Source organism: Streptococcus oralis subsp. dentisani (assembly GCF_002096685.1).
GTDB classification, from domain to species: Bacteria; Bacillota; Bacilli; order Lactobacillales; family Streptococcaceae; genus Streptococcus; species Streptococcus oralis_AD.
The window spans coordinates 1-18,992 of the sequence record NZ_NCVA01000031.1; the positions used below are offsets into that span (position 1 = coordinate 1).

Here is an 18,992-nt window from a genome sequence, read left to right on the forward strand (position 1 = left end):
TGAATTCTGGAACTTCGTTTACTGCTGCTTCTACAAAGTTAGCACCCCCTTTGAATTCTGGAACTTCATTGACTGCTGCTTCTACAAAGTTAGCACCTCCTTTGAATTCTGGAACTTCATTGACTGCTGCTTCTACAAAGTTAGCACCTCCTTTGAATTCTGGAACTTCATTGACTGCTGCTTCTACAAAGTTAGCATCTCCTTTGAATTCTGGAACTTCATTGACTGGAGCTGGCTCCTCGCCTTTACTACTTGAAATAGATGCTTTCACTCCTACTTCAACAATGCGATCCTGAGCCTTTCTTTCTTCAGAATGAACAAGACTTCTAGTAGTACCCAAAACTTGAATATAGTCAACTTTTTCTCCATCTTGTCCTTCAGAAACGATACGACGTTGACCTTGAGCAAGTTCAGGGTTTTCACGAATAACTTCTTTAAACGGAAGCGGAGTCTTTTCAATTTCCAAACTTGGAGTTTCTGCTACTAAGTTCTTAACGCCTTCTGTTGGTGTTGTTTGGAAGGTAGACTTAAAGTGTAAACGATATTCTTTCACCAGATTTCCATCTTTGGAAACAAGACGAACCAGTGTTGGAAGATTGGCATTTCCAGAATCCACAACTGTAACTACTCCATGTCCACTAGTTGTTGCAGTGACTTTTGGTTTTGAACCCATTGTTGTTAGAGTGTAATCTGTCACATTTGGATCAAAGTTTTTCAATGCTTTTCCGTCGATCGAAATAGTCGCTGATGGTGTTTCCACTTCTGATCCCTTGCCTGCAGAGTAGGCTGTAAATTCTACAAGTGCAAGACCATTGGTGGTAGCCTTACGAGTCATGCGCGCACGAATAGCTGTCGTTTGAACCGGTTCAAAGTTAAACTCGATTGGTTTACCAGCTACTAATTCTCCAGAAGCTTTGTAAGAAATTGGTGCCCAATTTTCTGCCTTGTTAAATGGATGATCGGCATTTTCTTCGTAACGAGAAATCGTACTTGGTTCTGTAAAAGCAGGACCAATATATCTTTCTAGAACCATTTTCTCTGGAGCATCTGTGCCACTATCTTTAAAGAACTGAATGGCTACTTTCCCAATAGATTGAGAAGCAATTTTTCCATCCTTCTTAAAGAGTAATCCAACAGAAGTTTCTTGATTTTTCGGAGTACGAGACCAGTTTGTCCAACGTCCATCTTCATTGTATTTTCCATCATTGATATAGAAAATTCGATCATGTGAAGCTGCTTGAGTATCGTTCGTTGTCGAAGCAAAGGCTTTAGAATCAGTTTCATTGTTGCTTGGATTTTCTGAAATGACTTGATTGCCTTTAGAAACAACTGTCACCTGCATTTTAGTCGTTAGATTTGTACCAATGACATGACCGGTAACTTCAAATGTTCCCTCATGCTCTGTCGCATGTTCAGGAATAGCATCCCACTTCACTGCAAGTTTATCTGTAGTCCAATTAGTTGAAGTTGGATAATAAACACTTACTTCTGAAGGAAGTTGAAGATTGTCTCCAACATTCAAGATTTTAGCACTGTTTTCTGCAGCAAGAGGTTGACTAGTTTCTCTCTCATCATTGCGGAAAATTCGATATTCTTTCAACACCGTACCATCTTCTGCTTTCAAGATGAGACGTGTTGCACCTTTTGGACTTGTTGCAGGAACAACTGTTACCAAACCATTATTGCTAGCTGTTGCTGTGATTTCTTTGCTAGATTGAGGAATATAGTAATCTGTCTTAGATGGATTAAAATGTTCAAGATCCTTGCCATCTACCTTGATAGAAATCTCTGAACTTGTTTCACTTAAGACCTTGTTTCCAAGCACAGTTAGCTCTGTCAGACCAACACCTGATGTTCCATCTGCTTTCTTCATACGAATACGAACAGCGTAGGTTTCGACCTTGTCAAATGTGAAGTGATTGGTTTGAGTTGCAGACAGCTGACTTGGAGCATGTAAGTTTTCAACTGCTTTCCAATTGTCTGGATTATTAAATGGATGATTGCTATCTCGTTGCGCATGACTGACATCACTTGGTAAATCTGGAATTTCTTTACCTACATAATATTCAACTACATATTCTTTTGGAAGACCAATTGCTCCATCAGTATAGAAATCAACCGACAAATTGTTGACAAAACGCTTCGTCAAGTCTCCTGAATTACCAAATAAGATAGAAGCCCAGTCATTATCAGTATTTGTTCTCCAAGTAGTCCATCTATTTTTAGCATCTGATGGCGTTCTTGATACAGTCAAATCGTTCAAGGTGTTGGCTGTGTCATCTCCTCCTGTATTGGATACAATGGCAGCTGGTAATTGTGAACCTGTCCATTGTTTAGAGATATTATTTCCAGCAACCACTTGACTAGACACTCGAACATGAGCTTTAGTTGTCAGATTGCTACCTACTAAACGACCATTGATTTCATAGACCCCTTCAATTTGACTAAAGTTGGCTGGAACCTGATCCCAAACAACATCTTTGTAGATAGTTGTTCCGTTAGAATGGTAAGCCCGGACATTAGCTGGCAATTGAACCGTCTCACCCTTAGGTACTGTGAGACTGATTTCCTCTGCAACTTGCAATCCTTCAACCGTTACAGTCGCTTTAGCTTCAATATCTGTGCCTTTCACATGTCCTTTAAGCGTAAAGCTATGATAGTGCCCCAACTCTTTTTCATCTACCTTATCCCAAGCTACAGATACTTTGCGTGGCAAGCCCTTATCAAATTCTGCTCCAACTTCTTTAGGTAGATTCGGTTGCTGATTGATATCTGTAGAAACAAACACAGGATGAAGTTTCACAATCTTCTTGCTGACTTTATTTTCTTTAATCACCACTTCAGTGGTTACAGATTCTGTTTTCTCTGTTTGATTATCGATTCGAGGTGTCAAAGTCACTCTTCCCTTAGTATAGAGCAATAGATTCTGACCATTCACCTCAAGATGTCCCCCATCAGATGATTTAGCTTCTAAGTGAATATCTGAAGCCGAAAACTCTGTTTGTGAACCATCCTCATAACGACCAATGACGTGATAAGTTAATACTTGATCTTCAGTGGCAGTTTCTTTTCCTTCTACAACCACTTCCAAACGTTTCAAAGCAGGAGCTTCCTTCACAAACTGAATTAAGTAAGTTTGAACCAAGTCACCCTTTTGGTCACTCAAGAAGACAGAAGCCTGATAACCATTATCAGCAGAAGCTTGCTGAACAGTTACTTGATATCCGGTAGTCTGAGCTCCAACACTTGGAATAGTTGCAGTGTAAGGAAGGGATACACGGTAATAGGTCTTGCCAGACTCAAAATTCTCAAGAGCTTTATCCCCAACAGTAAGTCCTGTAATGCTACTTGTTGTTTCCTTACTACTTGCGATAAAGGTTGCAGTCACTTCACGGTCGTCATCTACCAATTTACCAGTAGCCTCCGTACGTCCACCTTCCTTGTTCAAAGCAGCAGGGTCTTTCAAGGTCCAAGAAACAACATCAGTATCAATCAAGCTACCATCTGTCAGAACAGCTGTGACCGTTTTATCCAAATCAGCCGCATTCGTTCCAACTGGGACTGTAGCAACTTTTGGTAACCATCTATCTAAAGCAATCACTTTAACAAGTGCCTCAGCTTTAGTTTCCAAACCTTCTACACGTCCAGATACTTTTTTCTCACCTGCGCTTGTAAGCAAGTCAGATGGCATTTCCCAAGTTACAGTCTTTTCCTCAACACTACCGTCACTATAAATAGCTGTTACTGTTTGAGGTAATTCAGGATTTGTCGTCACATCAGTTGTTGCTTTTACAGGAGCAAAGGCTACAAAGTGACGATTTTCTTTCTTACCAGACACCGTTGCGACCGTTGCGCTATCAGATGTCAAACCAGCAGAATCTGCATAAAGAGTAAATTTACCTTCTTTTTCTGTTGATTTTACAATGACAACCCCTTTACCATTGAAAGCACGTCTTTGCCATGTTCCATCTGCTTGAGCTTTGTAGCGTTCACGACTAGCTTGTTCTCCATTATCCACACCAACGATTTGTCCCTGACCATGAAGATTGAAATGAACAAGATTGTTAGCTGTAGGAACCACATTACCATCGCCATCAACAATTTCATAATGGATATAGGATAGGTCCTTTCCATCTGCAGTGATAACATGCTCTTCTTTAGTCAGACGAACTCTTGCTGGTTCCCCAGCAGTTGTCACACTATCACGCGCAATTTCGTTGCCATTTTCATCTCGAGCAATCGCAGTCAGTGTGCCTGGTTGGTATTTCACAAGCCACTCAAGATACAATTCACTTGGTTTAGCTCCCTCATGATATGGACGTCCATCTTCTGTCCTTTTCTTAGTAAATTCCTTTTTACCAAGCGACTCTCCATTTAAGAACAATTCGACGCTTGCAGCATTTGAGAAGGTACGAACCGGAACCTTTCCATCAATCAGCATCTTGCGATCCTTAAGGGTCTCTTCAGTCCAGTTCCAATGTGGTAAAATGCGAACAGTTGGCTTTTCTTTAGCACTATACCATTCACTACGGTAAAGGTAGAAATCATTCTTTGGTAAACCAGCTGTATCAATAATACCAAAGTAAGAGCTCTTGACAGGTGTACTATCTTGGTTATGCCATGGAGTCGGTTCTCCAATATAGTCAATTCCTGTCCAGATAAATTGTCCAGCATAGCCAGCACGATCACGGTCAAAAGTCCATGATTCAGTAGCTGTTCTTCCCCATCCAACACGGTCATTACCATAGTCAGATTGTTCATAGTGACGATTTGGACGATTGTCATGTCCAAGGATTTGAGCAGGGTTATAATAAGAATCACGCGTCCTAGTAGCTGAAGAAGTTTCAGAACCATAAATGAGCCAGTCTGGATGCGCTCTACGAACAGCATCATAATTACGTTCACCATAGTTCATACCGACAGCATCCATAATTTCTGCGAGTTTCAAGAAATCACCTGTCGCCGCACGACTAAATTTGTTTTCCCCCATGGTTACATAACGCTCAGTATCAATCGCTTTGATAACTGCCTTCAAGCGTTTAGCAGTTTCGATAGAACGAGGACTACCATTTGCCTCCTCTACCTCATTTCCAAGAGACCACATGACGATAGACGGATTGTTCTTATCACGTTCTACCATTGTTCTGAGATCAAAATCAGACCACTTCTCACCCTTCTTAGCCTCCGGATGAGTTGCATCTTGATCAAAGAACCGTCCATAGTCGTAAGTCTTCTTGCCACCATACCAAGTATCAAAAGCTTCCTCTTGAACCAAAAGACCTAAACTAGCTGCAGCATCAAGTAACTGAGGACTCGCTGGATTGTGGGTTGTTCGAATAGAGTTAACCCCCATATCTTTCAAGAGTTTTAATTTACGATAGGTAGCCTTATAATTCTCTTCTGCCCCCAAGGATCCATTGTCATGGTGAATACTTACTCCGTGGAATTTCATGCGTTCACCATTCAGAGAGAAACCTTCCTTAGCAGTCCAATTGAAATAACGGTAACCAAATGTATCTTCTGTTACATCAACTAGTTGACCTTCTTTATAAACCTTTGTTTTCAACACATACAGTTGAGGATGATAACTTTTTGTCGTCCAAAGAGTTGGTTTATTAACTAGGATTGTTTGTCTGAAATCTGCAGTTTCATTTTCTGCTAAATTCTTCGTTTCAGAGCGGACTAATTCTGAAACAACCTTACCTTCCTTAGTAAAAATTTGTTGTTCCACAAAGACTTTAGCAGCCTTCTTATCCGTATTTTTAATCTTACTTTGAACCTGTGTTTCAACATTCCCTTCTTTTTGCTCAGCAAGTTTTGGAGTAGTGATATGATTACCATTTTCTGCAACATGGACTTTATCACGATAACTAAGGGTTACATCACGATAAATCCCACTTCCTGAATACCAACGACTACTTGGTTGCTTATTGGTCACTTGAACAGTAATTGAATTTTCACTACCATCCTTGTTTAAAAATTCTGTGATATCATATGAAAAATGATTATAGCCACTTGGATAATGTCCGACAAATTTACCATTTACATAGACCTTTGAATCCATGTAAACCCCATCAAAATTGATACGAACATCCTTATTCTTGTCTGCTTCGTCTAATGTGAAAGTCTTACGATACCAAGCTGTTCCACCATTTAACTGCCCACCTTCATTACGAGCGGGAGACTTGTGATCAAAGTCAAAATAAATACTCCAATCATGAGGAAGATTCAATTTAGACCAATCATGAACATCCACATCTTTTTTTGAAAAATCTCCTTGGGCATTTAGTTTAAAATACCAATCTTTATTAAAATCTTGTTTTCGTTCCGATAATAGCTGTTTTTCCTTTTCAACTTCGGCTTTGTTTGACTCCCTAGACAGCACTTGCGATTTTTCAGAAGAAGGTTTAATCTCTGTGTCTGCTTTCACTTGGTCCTTTTCAGAAGTTTTTTTAGAATCCTCTTTCACTTCTGTTCCAGCTGTTACTTCAGATTCAACAGGCTTTGGATTTGCCTCTTCAGATTTCTGTTTGTTATCAGCCTTGTTTCCTTCTTCTACTTTATTTGGAGTTTCCCCTTTAGGACTAACCAATTCACGACTACTCTCGTTAGTAGGTGTAGTAGGTTCTGTATCCTTAGTCACTTTGTCTTCTGCCGATTCAGCTTTTGGTTTTACAAACTCACGCCCACCATTCTCATCAGCCTTTGCAATAGCAGCTGCCACATCATCGGGAAGCTTATCTAAAGGTTGAGCTTGATGAACAGTTGTTTCTTCTGTTTTAGCATTGGATGAAGCCACCTCCTCAGCTTGTACAGCAGAAATACCAAATATACTAGCCCCAATCATTACAGATGCCGCACCTATTGCAAATTTACGAATGCTATAATGACAACGTTTATCAAAAAGTCTTTTGTTCATTAAAATCCTCATTTCTTTTTCTTGATACAAAGTAAGCGTTTACTTTATTTTAAAAAATAACCTCCTTCTGAATACACAAACAAGTACCAAGTTTTATAATATGTTTTATATATTAAATATATCAAAACGCACCTTAAATTGCAATTATTTTCCATTAATTTAACCCAATAAAATGATATATAAGAAGGGGGTCATTTAAAAGGAATAGTTGCAATGAAAATAGCTTTCGGTTCTAGACTCTTTCTACTACAAATTGAATTCCATTAATATCTTTTTCAAACTTCAAATTTATAGTTTATAGACTGCATTACTCTACATAAAAAGAAGGCGAACCTTGTTCTACCTCCTTCTACACTATTTTCCCTTAAATTCCGCAAAAGTCTGTAAGATTTTGGCTGCTACTGCTGGAGAAGGAGCTCCTTTTAGCTCTAACGTTTCATCTGCATATGGAGTAAGGCCAGCAAAGTCTCCTATCTGAACTGAATAAAGAGATGTCTTAAACAGTTCAATATCGTTTTGATCATTTCCAAAGGCGATGAAGTTTTCCCCACATAACGTTTCAACTGTTGTAGCCTTGTGAGTATCTAAGGGGTTGACATAAAGACACTTTTCATGCGCATGATAAGACAGATGAGCCTGCCCCAGTCTTTCTAACTGACCAAGCAGATCATCAAGCAAATCCTCGTGGTCGCCCATATAAACGACTATCTTAATCGGAGTCCCTAAGTCCTCGAGTTTCTGATGGCGAGCTACCTTTAGGGGGTCCACACTGGAGAAAAATGGAATCTTCTCCACAATCTGACCACTATAGTCAAAGCAATCATCTACAAAGAAAGGGAGATTATAAGTCTGGCAATAATCCACTAGCGCCTGATAAACTTTAGCATCGAGATTCCTTTCGAAGATAGCCTTCCCCAGATGATAGGCTACGCCTCCATTCAACCCTATGACCAAGCGCTGACTGAGTTCGGAACCTAATAAACCCAAACAATCCCGATAAGAGCGAGCTGAGGCAAACACAAGCTCATGACCATAATCTTCAGCCTTTAAAAGAACCTGCTGAATCTCCTCATCTATGGTCATGTAGTCAAAAGATAGCGTTCCATCCAGGTCAAATACGAATTTCATCTTTCTAGTCCTTGTTTAGTGTTCGAAGCGCTGCCTGATAGGTTTGCTCCATTAGCATGGTAATCGTCATAGGACCAACTCCACCCGGTACAGGTGTGATGTGGCTAGCAAGTGGTGCAACAGCATCATAATCAACATCTCCACAAAGCTTGCCATTTTCATCTCGGTTCATCCCAACGTCAATGACAACCGCTCCCGGTTTGACAAAGTCAGCAGTCACAAACTTAGCGCGACCGATTGCAACTACAAGAATATCTGCCTTAGCAGCTACCTTGGCAAGATGATGGGTGCGTGAGTGAGTCAAAGTCACAGTCGCATTCTTGGCTAAAAGAAGCTGAGCCATTGGTTTCCCAACGATATTTGAACGACCGATGACAACTGCATTTTTACCTTCTAGATCAATCCCATATTCATGAAACATCTCCATAATTCCTGCAGGAGTTGAAGGAATCATAACTGGATGACCAGACCAAAGGCGTCCCATGTTTAGCGGATGGAAACCATCCACGTCTTTTTCGGGGTCAATGGCTAATAAAACTGCCTCTTCGTCAATATGTTTAGGTAAAGGCAACTGGACCAAAATCCCATGCCAAGCTGGATCTTGATTGTATTTAGCAATCAAGTCTAACAATTCTGCTTGGGTAATAGTTTCAGGAACACGCACTACTTCACTACGGAAGCCAGCAGCAAGAGCTGACCGTTCTTTGTTACGAACGTAGACTTGGCTGGCTGGATTGTCCCCCACCAAAATCACCACCAATCCTGGAACTAGACCTGTTTCTTCTTTTAGTTTAGCAGTTTTTTCAGCCAGCTGTCCTTGTAACTTAGCTGCTAGAGCCTTCCCATCAATAATCTGCGTCATATCTCTTCTCTCTTCTATCAAATATCCTCTATTATAACAAAAAATGACTTGCCATTCTAACACTTCTTGACTAATGGACCTTATAGTCAAAAACTATAAGAAAAAGCTCTTAGCGAGCTTTTAGGCCTAATTATATTGGATTAATCTATCATGTTTTCTTTTTTACTTTTGGAGTCGGCAAGACTTCGTACATATCCTTGATTAGTTTCGCTATAAATGACTTATCTTCAAGGTCTTCTAGTAAAATCATCTCCTTGGCTCCTTCATAAGGACGTTCAAGCCTAGTCTGTCCCAGTTGATCCATGACCACCTTCACAGGCTTCAGTAACAGACGATTATCATAGATTCCCCCAATAACCTTCCCACGATAATAAAGGATATACTCTCCCATCATAGGACGATAACTCATCTCCTCTAACTCCGAAAACTGATCGAGAATGAAGGCTAAATATTCCTTACTGGATGCCATGATTTCTACTCCACTTCTTCTAAAAATGAGGTCTTACAAAACCTTACTCAAAAAATCCTTGGTCCGTTGTTCTTGGGTTTGGTCAAAAATTTCCTCTGGAGTTCCGTCTTCGACAACAACACCATCTGCCATGAAGATAACACGGTCTGCTACCTCGCGAGCAAAGCCCATTTCATGAGTCACAATCACCATGGTCATCCCTGACTTGGCAAGGTCTTGCATAACAGCTAGAACTTCTCCAACCATCTCAGGGTCCAAGGCTGAAGTCGGTTCATCAAAGAGTAAAACATCTGGTTCCATGGCCAAACCACGTGCAATGGCAATCCGTTGTTGCTGGCCACCTGATAAACTCTGCGGATAGGCTGTCGCCTTATCTGGCAAGCCAACTTTTTCTAATAGTTCCTGCGCTCTCTTCTCCGCAACTTCCTTGCTTTCACCTTTGGTTTTAATCGGGGACAAAGTAATATTTTCCATGACCGTCATATTAGGAAAGAGGTTGAATTGTTGGAATACCATGCCCATCTTTTCACGCATGGCAAAAAGGTCATTCTTCTTATCCGTAATATCGACACCTTCAAAGATAACCTTGCCTTTACTTGCTTCTTCGAGCAGATTCATCGAACGAAGGAGGGTTGATTTCCCGCTACCTGACGGACCGATAATTACCACAACTTCTCCTCGTTTAATCTCAAGGTTGATCCCTTTTAAAACTTCGTTTTTCCCAAAAGACTTATGTAGTTCTTCAATTTTAATCAAGGTTTCTGTCATTATTTCTTGTCTCCTTGTCCAATGTAATTTTCAAATGCCTTCAAAGCCACTGTCAAAACAGAGGTCATAACCAAGTAGTAAAAGGCAGCAAATAAAAGAGGAGTCAACGGTAAATAAGTTGTAGTTGCTACTGTCGTTGCACCATTCCACAACTCCATCACCCCAATCGCTGACAAGAGGGAACTATCCTTGATAATGGTGATAAATTCATTTCCCAATGCTGGCAGAATATTCTTAATTGCCTGTGGCAAAATAACATAACGCATGGCATTTTTGGGACGAATACCTAAGGAATAAGCTGCCTCTAACTGCCCTTTAGGAACCGCATTAATCCCCGCACGAACAGTTTCCGAAACGTAAGCTCCACTATTCATAGAAATAATCAGAATACCAGGAATCAAACGAGAAAGATCAACTCCTAAAATTCCCACTTGGATAGTCGGAGCATTGATATGCATAAGAGCAAAGGCAATCATGATCTGAACCATCATTGGAGTACCACGGAAAATCCAAACATATACATTTGCAAACCAAACGAGTGGTTTGAAGCGTGACCGCTGAGTAAAGGCCAGCAACACACCTATAATGGTTCCTAAACAGACAACAAGGATGGAAATCAATACGGTAATCAGAGCACCATAGTTAAAATATGGTAAATACTTTGGTAAAAAAGAAAAATTCATATTCAATCAACTTTCTATGTACTAGATTGTATGATTATAACATGAATTGAATTAAAATGCAATCCTTTTTCTCTGATTTTGACAATAAACTTGATAGAATAGAGAAATAGAGAGAAATCACAGTTTTTTTCTAGTCAACTACCTCTTGTTTATGGTAAAATAGAAACGATAAGAAATGGAGGAGAATCATAATGGAATCACATTTGGTTAGAATCATCAACCGCCTAGAAGCTATGACAAAAGATGGCGGAAATCTAAAACGTAATTTTGAACGTGAGGGTGTTGTTGTTGCAGAAGTTACCTACAGCCACGACGAAGAAAATGGATCACTCTTCACCCTTCGCGATGTTGAAGCACGTGAAACCTATACCTTTGATAGTATTGACTTGATTGCAATGGAGATCTACGAACTCCTTTACTAATAAAAAATCAGTAGGGAAAACCTGACTGATGAACGAGAATCCTTTTTGTCCCCGCAAATGGGATTTTTTCTTGCCCTCAATGTCGCTTGATTCTCCTTGAATTCTTCTTTTAAAAACGAACACTTCCCAATCTTTTTACTTGCTTTACACCTTAATCATGCTATAATGGGAGTATAAAAATTTGACTATTTTTGACCTTTTTATTAAGCCAAGAATAAGAATGAAATGAGGTAGATGTATGCTCTGTCAAAACTGTAAAATAAACGACTCAACAATTCATCTGTATACCAATATTAATGGACAGCAAAAGCAAATTGATCTCTGTCAAAATTGCTATAAAATTATCAAAACGGACCCAAACAATACCCTCTTTAAAGGAATGACTGACTTAAACAATCGTGACTTTGATCCTTTTGGAGACTTTTTCAATGATTTGAACAATTTCAGACCTTCTTCCAATAACGTTCCTCCAACTCAATCAGGTGGAGGATATGGAGGAAATGGGGATTACGGACCTCAAAACCGTGGCCCACTTCAAACACCTCCTAACCAAGAAAGAGGTCTCCTAGAGGAATATGGTATCAACATAACCGAGATTGCCCGTCGAGGAGATATTGATCCTGTTATTGGTCGAGATGAGGAGATTATCCGCGTTATCGAAATCCTCAACCGTCGAACCAAGAACAATCCAGTCCTTATCGGTGAACCTGGTGTTGGTAAAACAGCCGTTGTTGAAGGTCTAGCCCAAAAAATCGTTGATGGTGATGTTCCCCATAAACTCCAAGGTAAGCAAGTCATCCGTTTGGATGTGGTCAGCTTAGTTCAAGGAACGGGTATTCGAGGCCAATTTGAAGAGCGTATGCAAAAGCTCATGGAAGAGATACGCAAACGTGAGGATATCATTCTCTTTATCGATGAAATCCATGAAATTGTCGGTGCAGGATCTGCTGGCGATGGTAATATGGATGCAGGAAATATCCTGAAACCAGCCCTTGCCCGTGGTGAATTGCAATTGGTCGGTGCTACTACTCTCAATGAATACCGCATCATTGAAAAAGATGCTGCTTTGGAGCGTCGTATGCAGCCTGTCAAGGTAGATGAACCAACTGTCGAAGAAACAATTATCATCCTCAAAGGAGTTCAAAAAAAATACGAAGACTACCATCACGTCAAGTATACTGATGCTGCTATCGAAGCTGCTGCGAATCTTTCCAATCGCTATATCCAAGACCGCTTCTTGCCAGACAAGGCTATTGACCTGTTAGATGAGGCTGGTTCTAAGATGAATCTGACCCTGAACTTTGTGGATCCCAAAGTGATTGATCAGCGTTTAATTGAGGCTGAGAATCTCAAGGCTCAGGCTACACGAGAGGAAGACTTTGAAAAAGCTGCCTATTTCCGCGATCAGATTGCCAAGTACAAGGAAATGCAAAAAAACAAGGTGACCGATCAGGATACTCCTATCATCAGTGAGAAAACTATTGAGCATATCATTGAGCAGAAAACTAATATCCCTGTTGGGGAGCTAAAAGAAAAAGAACAGTCTCAGCTTATCCATCTAGCAGACGACCTCAAGGCTCATGTCATTGGCCAAGACGAGGCTGTCGATAAGATTGCTAAAGCCATCCGTCGTAATCGTGTTGGACTTGGTACTCCAAATCGTCCAATCGGTAGTTTCCTCTTTGTCGGACCAACTGGAGTCGGTAAGACAGAACTTTCCAAACAACTAGCCATTGAACTTTTTGGTTCTGCTGATAGCATGATTCGCTTTGATATGAGTGAATACATGGAAAAACACAGTGTGGCTAAATTGGTCGGAGCTCCTCCAGGCTATGTCGGCTACGATGAAGCGGGGCAATTAACAGAAAAAGTTCGTCGCAATCCCTACTCTCTCATCCTTCTCGATGAAGTGGAAAAAGCTCACCCAGATGTCATGCACATGTTCCTTCAAGTCTTAGACGATGGTCGTTTGACAGATGGGCAAGGACGGACAGTTAGCTTTAAAGATGCTATCATTATCATGACTTCAAATGCCGGTACTGGTAAAGCCGAAGCCAGTGTTGGTTTTGGAGCTGCTCGTGAGGGTCGAACCAACTCTGTCCTCGGTGAACTTGGCAATTTCTTTAGCCCAGAATTTATGAACCGTTTTGATGGCATCATCGAGTTCAAAGCTCTCAGCAAGGGCAACCTTCTCCAAATCGTCGAACTCATGCTAGCAGATGTCAACAAACGCCTTTCTAGCAACAATATCCACCTCGAAGTGACAGACAAAGTCAAAGAAAAGTTGGTTGACTTGGGATATGATCCAAAAATGGGAGCACGCCCACTCCGTCGTACCATTCAAGACCATATTGAGGATGCTATCACAGACTACTACCTTGAAAATCCAAGCGAAAAAGACCTCAAGGCAGTCATGACAAGCAATGGCAAGATTCAAATCAAATCTGCCAAAAAAACTGAAAAAACAGAAGAGATTGCTTCTGAAAAAGAAGATTAGAACGATCTAACAGGTGCAGGAAGTCTATCATTTCTGCACCTTTTTTACTAAAATAACTGTAAATTCTTGACAGCTTGCCCCCTCGTCCATTATGATAATAATAAAGATACTAGAGAATGAGGAAAGTTCAATGGCAAACCCAACCTTTGGTGAAAAAAAAGAGAATATGACCTACCAGCCCCGCTATGGTGTGTACGCAGTTATTCCTGATGCAGAAAAAAAACAAATTGTCTTAGTTCAAGCTCCCAATGGTGCTTGGTTCTTGCCAGGTGGAGAGATTGAAGCGGGCGAAGACCATCAAGAAGCACTAAAGAGAGAACTAATTGAAGAACTAGGCTTTACAGCTGAAATCGGAAACTATTTCGGACAAGCTGATGAGTATTTTTACTCTCGTCACCGAGACACCTACTACTACAATCCAGCTTATCTCTACGAAGCCATTTCTTTCCAAGAAGTACAAAAACCTTTGGAAGACTTTAATCATATTGCTTGGTTTCCTATTGACGAGGCAATAGAAAAACTCAAACGCGGTAGCCACAAATGGGGGATTGAAGCTTGGAAAATCCAGCATGGAATTGACTAAAATACACGATTTTATCCAAAAAGTGTTATAATAGAGTTAGAAAATCGGAGGAACTATTATGAAGCTTATCAACACGACTAATTCACACTCGCAACTTGTTAAAAGCCAATTAGAAAGTACTGACGCAACTCTTGTTGAGGTCTATTCCGCAGGAAACACAGATGTGATTTTCACTCAAGCTCCGCTTCACTATGAAATCCTCATTTCGAACAAACACCGTGCTATTCGTGAACCCGAAATTGAAACCATCCAAGACTTCTTCTTGAAACGTAAAATCGACAAAGAAAGTATCGATGAAGCAAATATCAAAACCCTCTATTCGGATAAATTGATTGAGATCTCAATCCCTATAAAATAAGAAGACCAGCTTTTAAGCTGGTTTTCACTTGCAAAAAAGATTGGTAGTTGTGTACTACCAATCTTTTTTATTTTATTTCACAGCTTCTTTCAAAGCCTCTACCTTGTCCAAACGTTCCCATGGAAGGTCAATATCTGTACGTCCCATGTGTCCATAAGCCGCTGTTTGACGGTAAATTGGACGTTTAAGATCCAGCATTTGGATAATTCCTGCAGGGCGAAGATCAAAGGTTTGACGCGCTGCTTTTTCAAGTTTGTTTTCAGCTACTGTTCCTGTACCGAAAGTATCGATACGAACAGAAACAGGCTGTGCCACACCGATGGCATAGGCCAATTGCACTTCTACTTTCTTAGCAAGACCTGCTGCCACGATATTCTTGGCAATGTAGCGAGCTGCATATGACGCAGAACGATCCACCTTAGTCGCATCCTTACCAGAGAAGGCACCGCCACCATGACGAGAATAGCCGCCATAGGTATCCACGATGATCTTACGACCAGTCAAACCTGAGTCTCCTTGAGGTCCACCGATTACAAAGCGGCCAGTCGGATTGATGAAGAATTTTGTTTGCTCATCCAAGTAAGAAGCTGGAATAACTTCTTTGATAACCTTGTTAATCACATCTTGATGGATTTGTTCATTAGTAGCTTCTGGATCGTGCTGAGTTGAAATAACGACTGTGTCCACACGTACTGGACGATCATTTTCATCGTACTCAACTGTAACTTGTGATTTGGCATCTGGACGAAGATAACTGATTTTACCAGACTTACGAAGTTCTGCCAAACGACGAACCAACTTGTGGCTGAGTGAGATTGGCAATGGCATGAGTTCTTCTGTCTCATCTACTGCAAATCCAAACATGAGACCTTGGTCACCAGCACCAATCAAGTCAAGCGGATCTTGATCTGCACTTCCACGGACTTCCAAGGCTTCGTTAACACCTTGGGCGATATCCGGCGACTGCTCAACAAGCGATGGATGAACTCCAACTGTTTCCGCAGAAAAACCATATTCTGCATTCGTATAACCAATCTCTGCAATGGTATCACGAACCACACGGTTGATATCCACATAAGCATTTGTAGAAATTTCACCAAAAACATGGACAGAACCAGTGTATACAGCTGTCTCAGCAGCAACGTGCGCCTCTGGATCCTTTGCTAAAATAGCATCCAAAATCGCATCTGAAATTTGGTCTGCAATCTTATCTGGATGCCCCTCAGATACAGATTCAGACGTGAATAATTTACGTTCTGACATAAAAATGTCCCCCCTTAAAAAATATTGTTATAGAGTTACAAAGTACTGATAGAAATTTCTACCATCTTATCGGGACTATATAACCCTATCATTATACCACTTTTTACTCATTTTTGCATTCTTTTCGAAAATTTATAAAACGAAGGTACAAAAAGGAGCCATTCAGCTCCAATTTTGTTCTTAAAATGTTTGGCGTTTGGCTTTACGCTCGGCACGGCCACGAGCACGATTTTCAGCACGCTTGGTTTTGCGACGTTTTTCATCCACCGCCCATTGAATCTTCTTCTTATAGCCTGGTTTGACTTTTTTCTTTTTCTTTTTAACCAAGCCAATCATTTCGATATCAAGCTTATCCTGCTTCTTTTCACGATTGGCACGACGATCACGGTCATAGGTATCTTGAAACTCTCCGTCTTTGACCATCTTAGGAGTAAACTTGATACCTAATTTTTCCAACTCACGGATATCCGAGTCATCACTTGGCTGGTAAAGGGTGATAGCTGTACCAGGTAGACCATTGCGTCCAGTACGTCCCACACGATGAACAAAGAAAGATAAATCCTGCGGAATCGCATCATTGATGACATGACTGACACCTTCAATATCAATTCCACGCGCCGCCAAATCCGTTGCGACAATGTACTCAAAATCAAGATTTTTCACCTGATTCATGATTCGCTTGCGCTCACGAGGGGCAATATCTCCATGAATCTTAGCCACCTTCAAACCTTTAGCTGTTAGGTATGTATGTAATTCATCTGCACGCGTTTTGGTATTCACAAAAATCATTGCCAAATAAGGTTGCATGACTTGAGTCAACTCATAAATCTGAGCATTCTTATCTCGGCCCTTGGTCGAAACCAACCAGTTTTCAATGGTATCAGAGATGACTGTTTTTGTTTTGATTTTCTCCATGACAGGATTTGACAAATATTTTTTCAAGAAGGGCTGCAACTTCTGTGGAATAGTTGCTGAAAAGACCATGAATTGCAAGTCTTTTGGAAGGCTTCCTGCAATCTTGTCAACTGTCTCCAAGAATCCCATATCCAAGGTCATATCGGCTTCGTCTACGACAAAAGTCTTAGCCTTGTGAATGGCTAAATCACCAGATTTGACCAAGTCATAGATACGCCCTGGAGTCCCGATGACAATATGGGGTTGGTTGCTGGCAAGTTTTTCAATCTGACGTGCCTTATCCGTACCGCCAACATAGTTAACCACACGGACTTCGACATCTGAGTGGGCCGCAATCTGACGAGCTGCTTGGTAAATCTGAGTAGCTAACTCACGACTTGGAGCCGTAATGACCGCTTGCACACTATCACTAGTTTCATCTAATTGCTGGAAAATGGGTAGCAAGAAAGTGTGGGTCTTTCCTGAACCTGTTTTTGACTCGCCCACCAAATCACGACCCGCCAAGACAATAGGAATCAACTTTTCCTGAACTTCGGTAGGAGTTGTAAACTTCAACTCCTCCAAAGCCTTTTCTATGTAGTTTTTAAACTGAAATTTCGTAAATGACATACTATCCTCGATTCTATTCATCTAACCATTATACCATATTTTGAACATTTTCAGTAGTCCAACTCATCTGACCTATCACAAGGCTCTCAATTTCTCCAAATACCAATCTTAGACTTGAGATCACACATTTGCTTTCTATCCAAAATGCAAAAAGAGAAGACCGAATTGGTCTTCTCTAAGCGTTAACTCTTTTGACTCAGATACACTTGGCAAAAAGTCAACTACTTGCTTAACAATCTTATAAAAGTCGAAAGCTGCTAGATAACATCAGTGCTTAATCATCTTTCCGCTTGCGACCAAGAAGCAACGCTCCTAGACCTGCAAGAAGAGAGCTAGTCATTAGACCAGTGAGTGAAAGCGGTGCAGTGCTACCTGTGTTTGGTAATGTATCTTGTTTTGCCTTTTCTCCTGCTGGACTTTGAGCTGGTGGATTCTCTTCAGGTTTTCTTGGTTGTTCTGGTTGAAGTCTATTTGCCTGATTATTATCAGCCCCCTGCTCTCCTCCTGGATTAACTGGTGGAATTGGATTTGGTTGAGGTGCTGGTTGCGGAACCGGTTGTGGTTGTGGCGTTGGTGCAGGCTGTGGTTGTGGACTAGGATCTTGCTTAGCTTCAAAGACCCACTTACCGACGAAGGTTAGATTTGCCCCCTCTTCCACTTCTTGGTAACCTAGGAATGTCCATGTACCATTTGCAACAGCTACCTCTACAGGCATCGGTGCTTCTGGAACAAAAGCAATCGCTGCAGAAGAACTTGTAGTATATGTTCCACTTTGTGGAAGTAAGCTCAATACTTCTGCTGGCAAGTTGTTGTCTGCGGTTGCACTCTCGAAGCGGTAAGTCACCTTATATGTTTCAGTCACCGGTGCAGGCAAAACATTAACTGGTACAGGAACTTCAGTAGAAGAACCATCTGGATAGTCAACTCGTACCTTACCTGTGTAAGTACCTGATTTTGTTGTGTCAATTTGACCTGCAGGTGTGATATCAACTACCTTAGTGCCAGCTGGAAGGCTTGGCAAGTTCGTCACATTATCGGTCAAGTCAGGTGTTTGTCCAACCTTGATAGTTTCTTCCGTTACTTGAGGCGTATAAGTTTCAGCATTTGTCGGATTCGCCTTGAATTCCCATTTCCCTACAAACTCTACATTTGCCTTGTTGACAACGGCGCTAGCTGCGTCGTAACCCTTGAAGGTCCAAGTGCCGTCGTTCACTGCGTCGGTGTAAGTGGTTTGGGATGGTTGTTGAGCGGAAACAGAGGCACCATTCACATAAGTTGCACTGTCACTTGGAGTCAAGGCTGCGATGGCTGCTGGAAGAGCTTGACCTGCTGTCTCGCTCTCGAAGCGATAAGTAGCTTGGTACTTGTTAGCTTCAAAGGCCCATTTTCCTACAAACTCTACATTTGACTTGTTGACCACAGCGCTAGCTGCGTCGTAACCCTTGAAGGTCCAAGTGCCGTCGTTCACTGCGTCGGTGTAAGTGGTTTGGGATGGTTGTTGAGCGGAAACAGAGGC

At 41.2% G+C, this 18,992-nt stretch carries 13 protein-coding genes; 4 read left to right on the forward strand and 9 right to left on the reverse strand.

Annotated features, from left to right (window positions below):
• From B7705_RS00310 to B7705_RS00335, 6 genes are all read right to left on the reverse strand, one after another.
• The coding region (locus tag B7705_RS00310) for an SIALI-17 repeat-containing surface protein (RefSeq protein ID WP_084946729.1) at positions 1 to 6,919 on the reverse strand (6,919 nt) is incomplete at its 3' end.
• 354 nt (positions 6,920 to 7,273) lie between these two features.
• On the reverse strand, positions 7,274 to 8,047 hold the full coding sequence (locus B7705_RS00315; RefSeq protein WP_000673624.1) for an HAD hydrolase family protein: 774 nt from the start codon (positions 8,045 to 8,047) through the stop codon (positions 7,274 to 7,276).
• Between the two features lie 4 nt (positions 8,048 to 8,051).
• The gene (locus B7705_RS00320; protein WP_193431899.1) at positions 8,052 to 8,909 is read right to left on the reverse strand and encodes a bifunctional methylenetetrahydrofolate dehydrogenase/methenyltetrahydrofolate cyclohydrolase; all 858 of its coding nucleotides are present in this window, start codon (positions 8,907 to 8,909) and stop codon (positions 8,052 to 8,054) included.
• A gap of 148 nt (positions 8,910 to 9,057) precedes the next feature.
• Entirely contained in the window at positions 9,058 to 9,378 is a 321-nt protein-coding gene (locus B7705_RS00325) for a TfoX/Sxy family protein (RefSeq protein WP_084946735.1), read from the reverse strand.
• A gap of 33 nt (positions 9,379 to 9,411) precedes the next feature.
• Positions 9,412 to 10,146 carry an amino acid ABC transporter ATP-binding protein gene (locus B7705_RS00330; RefSeq protein WP_084946738.1) on the reverse strand — a complete coding sequence of 245 codons (735 nt, stop codon included), beginning with the start codon at positions 10,144 to 10,146 and terminating at the stop codon, positions 9,412 to 9,414.
• Positions 10,146 to 10,829, reverse strand: coding sequence for an amino acid ABC transporter permease (locus tag B7705_RS00335; RefSeq protein WP_084946741.1), 684 nt, complete (start codon positions 10,827 to 10,829; stop codon positions 10,146 to 10,148). Before B7705_RS00335 ends, B7705_RS00330 begins: the two co-directional genes overlap by 1 nt.
• 191 nt (positions 10,830 to 11,020) lie before the next feature.
• Here B7705_RS00335 and B7705_RS00340 point away from each other — a divergent pair, with 191 nt between their 5' ends.
• The 4 genes from B7705_RS00340 (at position 11,021) to B7705_RS00355 (ending at position 14,689) form a co-directional block, all read left to right on the forward strand.
• The gene (locus B7705_RS00340; RefSeq protein ID WP_084946744.1) at positions 11,021 to 11,251 is read left to right on the forward strand and encodes a YkuJ family protein; all 231 of its coding nucleotides are present in this window, start codon (positions 11,021 to 11,023) and stop codon (positions 11,249 to 11,251) included.
• A gap of 238 nt (positions 11,252 to 11,489) precedes the next feature.
• A complete protein-coding gene (locus B7705_RS00345) occupies positions 11,490 to 13,748 on the forward strand; it encodes an ATP-dependent Clp protease ATP-binding subunit (RefSeq protein ID WP_084946747.1) in 2,259 nt (752 codons plus the stop codon).
• A 130-nt stretch (positions 13,749 to 13,878) separates the two neighbouring features.
• The gene (locus tag B7705_RS00350) at positions 13,879 to 14,331 is read left to right on the forward strand and encodes an NUDIX hydrolase (protein WP_084946749.1); all 453 of its coding nucleotides are present in this window, start codon (positions 13,879 to 13,881) and stop codon (positions 14,329 to 14,331) included.
• A 58-nt stretch (positions 14,332 to 14,389) separates the two neighbouring features.
• On the forward strand, positions 14,390 to 14,689 hold the full coding sequence (locus B7705_RS00355) for a DUF1827 family protein (protein WP_084946752.1): 300 nt from the start codon (positions 14,390 to 14,392) through the stop codon (positions 14,687 to 14,689).
• A 72-nt stretch (positions 14,690 to 14,761) separates the two neighbouring features.
• Here B7705_RS00355 and metK read toward each other — a convergent pair whose 3' ends face one another.
• The 3 genes from metK to B7705_RS00370 form a co-directional block, all read right to left on the reverse strand.
• Entirely contained in the window at positions 14,762 to 15,952 is a 1,191-nt protein-coding gene (gene metK, locus B7705_RS00360; protein ID WP_084946754.1) for a methionine adenosyltransferase, read from the reverse strand.
• Positions 15,953 to 16,132: 180 nt separating this feature from the next.
• Complete coding sequence (locus B7705_RS00365; protein WP_084946757.1) at positions 16,133 to 17,476, reverse strand: DEAD/DEAH box helicase; 1,344 nt, start codon at positions 17,474 to 17,476, stop codon at positions 16,133 to 16,135.
• 274 nt (positions 17,477 to 17,750) lie between these two features.
• Positions 17,751 to 18,992 (reverse strand): SHIRT domain-containing protein (locus tag B7705_RS00370; RefSeq protein ID WP_084946761.1); only part of this gene is annotated, 1,242 nt, incomplete at its 5' end.

Excerpts from the sequence above, each read along its gene's own strand:
- B7705_RS00315 (WP_000673624.1), bottom strand. The coding sequence starts at position 8,047 with ATGAAATTCGTATTTGACCTGGATGGAACGCTATCTTTTGACTACATG.
- B7705_RS00320 (WP_193431899.1), bottom strand. The coding sequence starts at position 8,909 with ATGACGCAGATTATTGATGGGAAGGCTCTAGCAGCTAAGTTACAAGGA.
- B7705_RS00325 (WP_084946735.1), bottom strand. The coding sequence starts at position 9,378 with ATGGCATCCAGTAAGGAATATTTAGCCTTCATTCTCGATCAGTTTTCG.
- B7705_RS00330 (WP_084946738.1), bottom strand. The coding sequence starts at position 10,146 with ATGACAGAAACCTTGATTAAAATTGAAGAACTACATAAGTCTTTTGGG.
- B7705_RS00335 (WP_084946741.1), bottom strand. The coding sequence starts at position 10,829 with ATGAATTTTTCTTTTTTACCAAAGTATTTACCATATTTTAACTATGGT.
- B7705_RS00340 (WP_084946744.1), top strand. The coding sequence starts at position 11,021 with ATGGAATCACATTTGGTTAGAATCATCAACCGCCTAGAAGCTATGACA.
- B7705_RS00345 (WP_084946747.1), top strand. The coding sequence starts at position 11,490 with ATGCTCTGTCAAAACTGTAAAATAAACGACTCAACAATTCATCTGTAT.
- B7705_RS00350 (WP_084946749.1), top strand. The coding sequence starts at position 13,879 with ATGGCAAACCCAACCTTTGGTGAAAAAAAAGAGAATATGACCTACCAG.
- B7705_RS00355 (WP_084946752.1), top strand. The coding sequence starts at position 14,390 with ATGAAGCTTATCAACACGACTAATTCACACTCGCAACTTGTTAAAAGC.
- metK (WP_084946754.1), bottom strand. The coding sequence starts at position 15,952 with ATGTCAGAACGTAAATTATTCACGTCTGAATCTGTATCTGAGGGGCAT.
- B7705_RS00365 (WP_084946757.1), bottom strand. The coding sequence starts at position 17,476 with ATGTCATTTACGAAATTTCAGTTTAAAAACTACATAGAAAAGGCTTTG.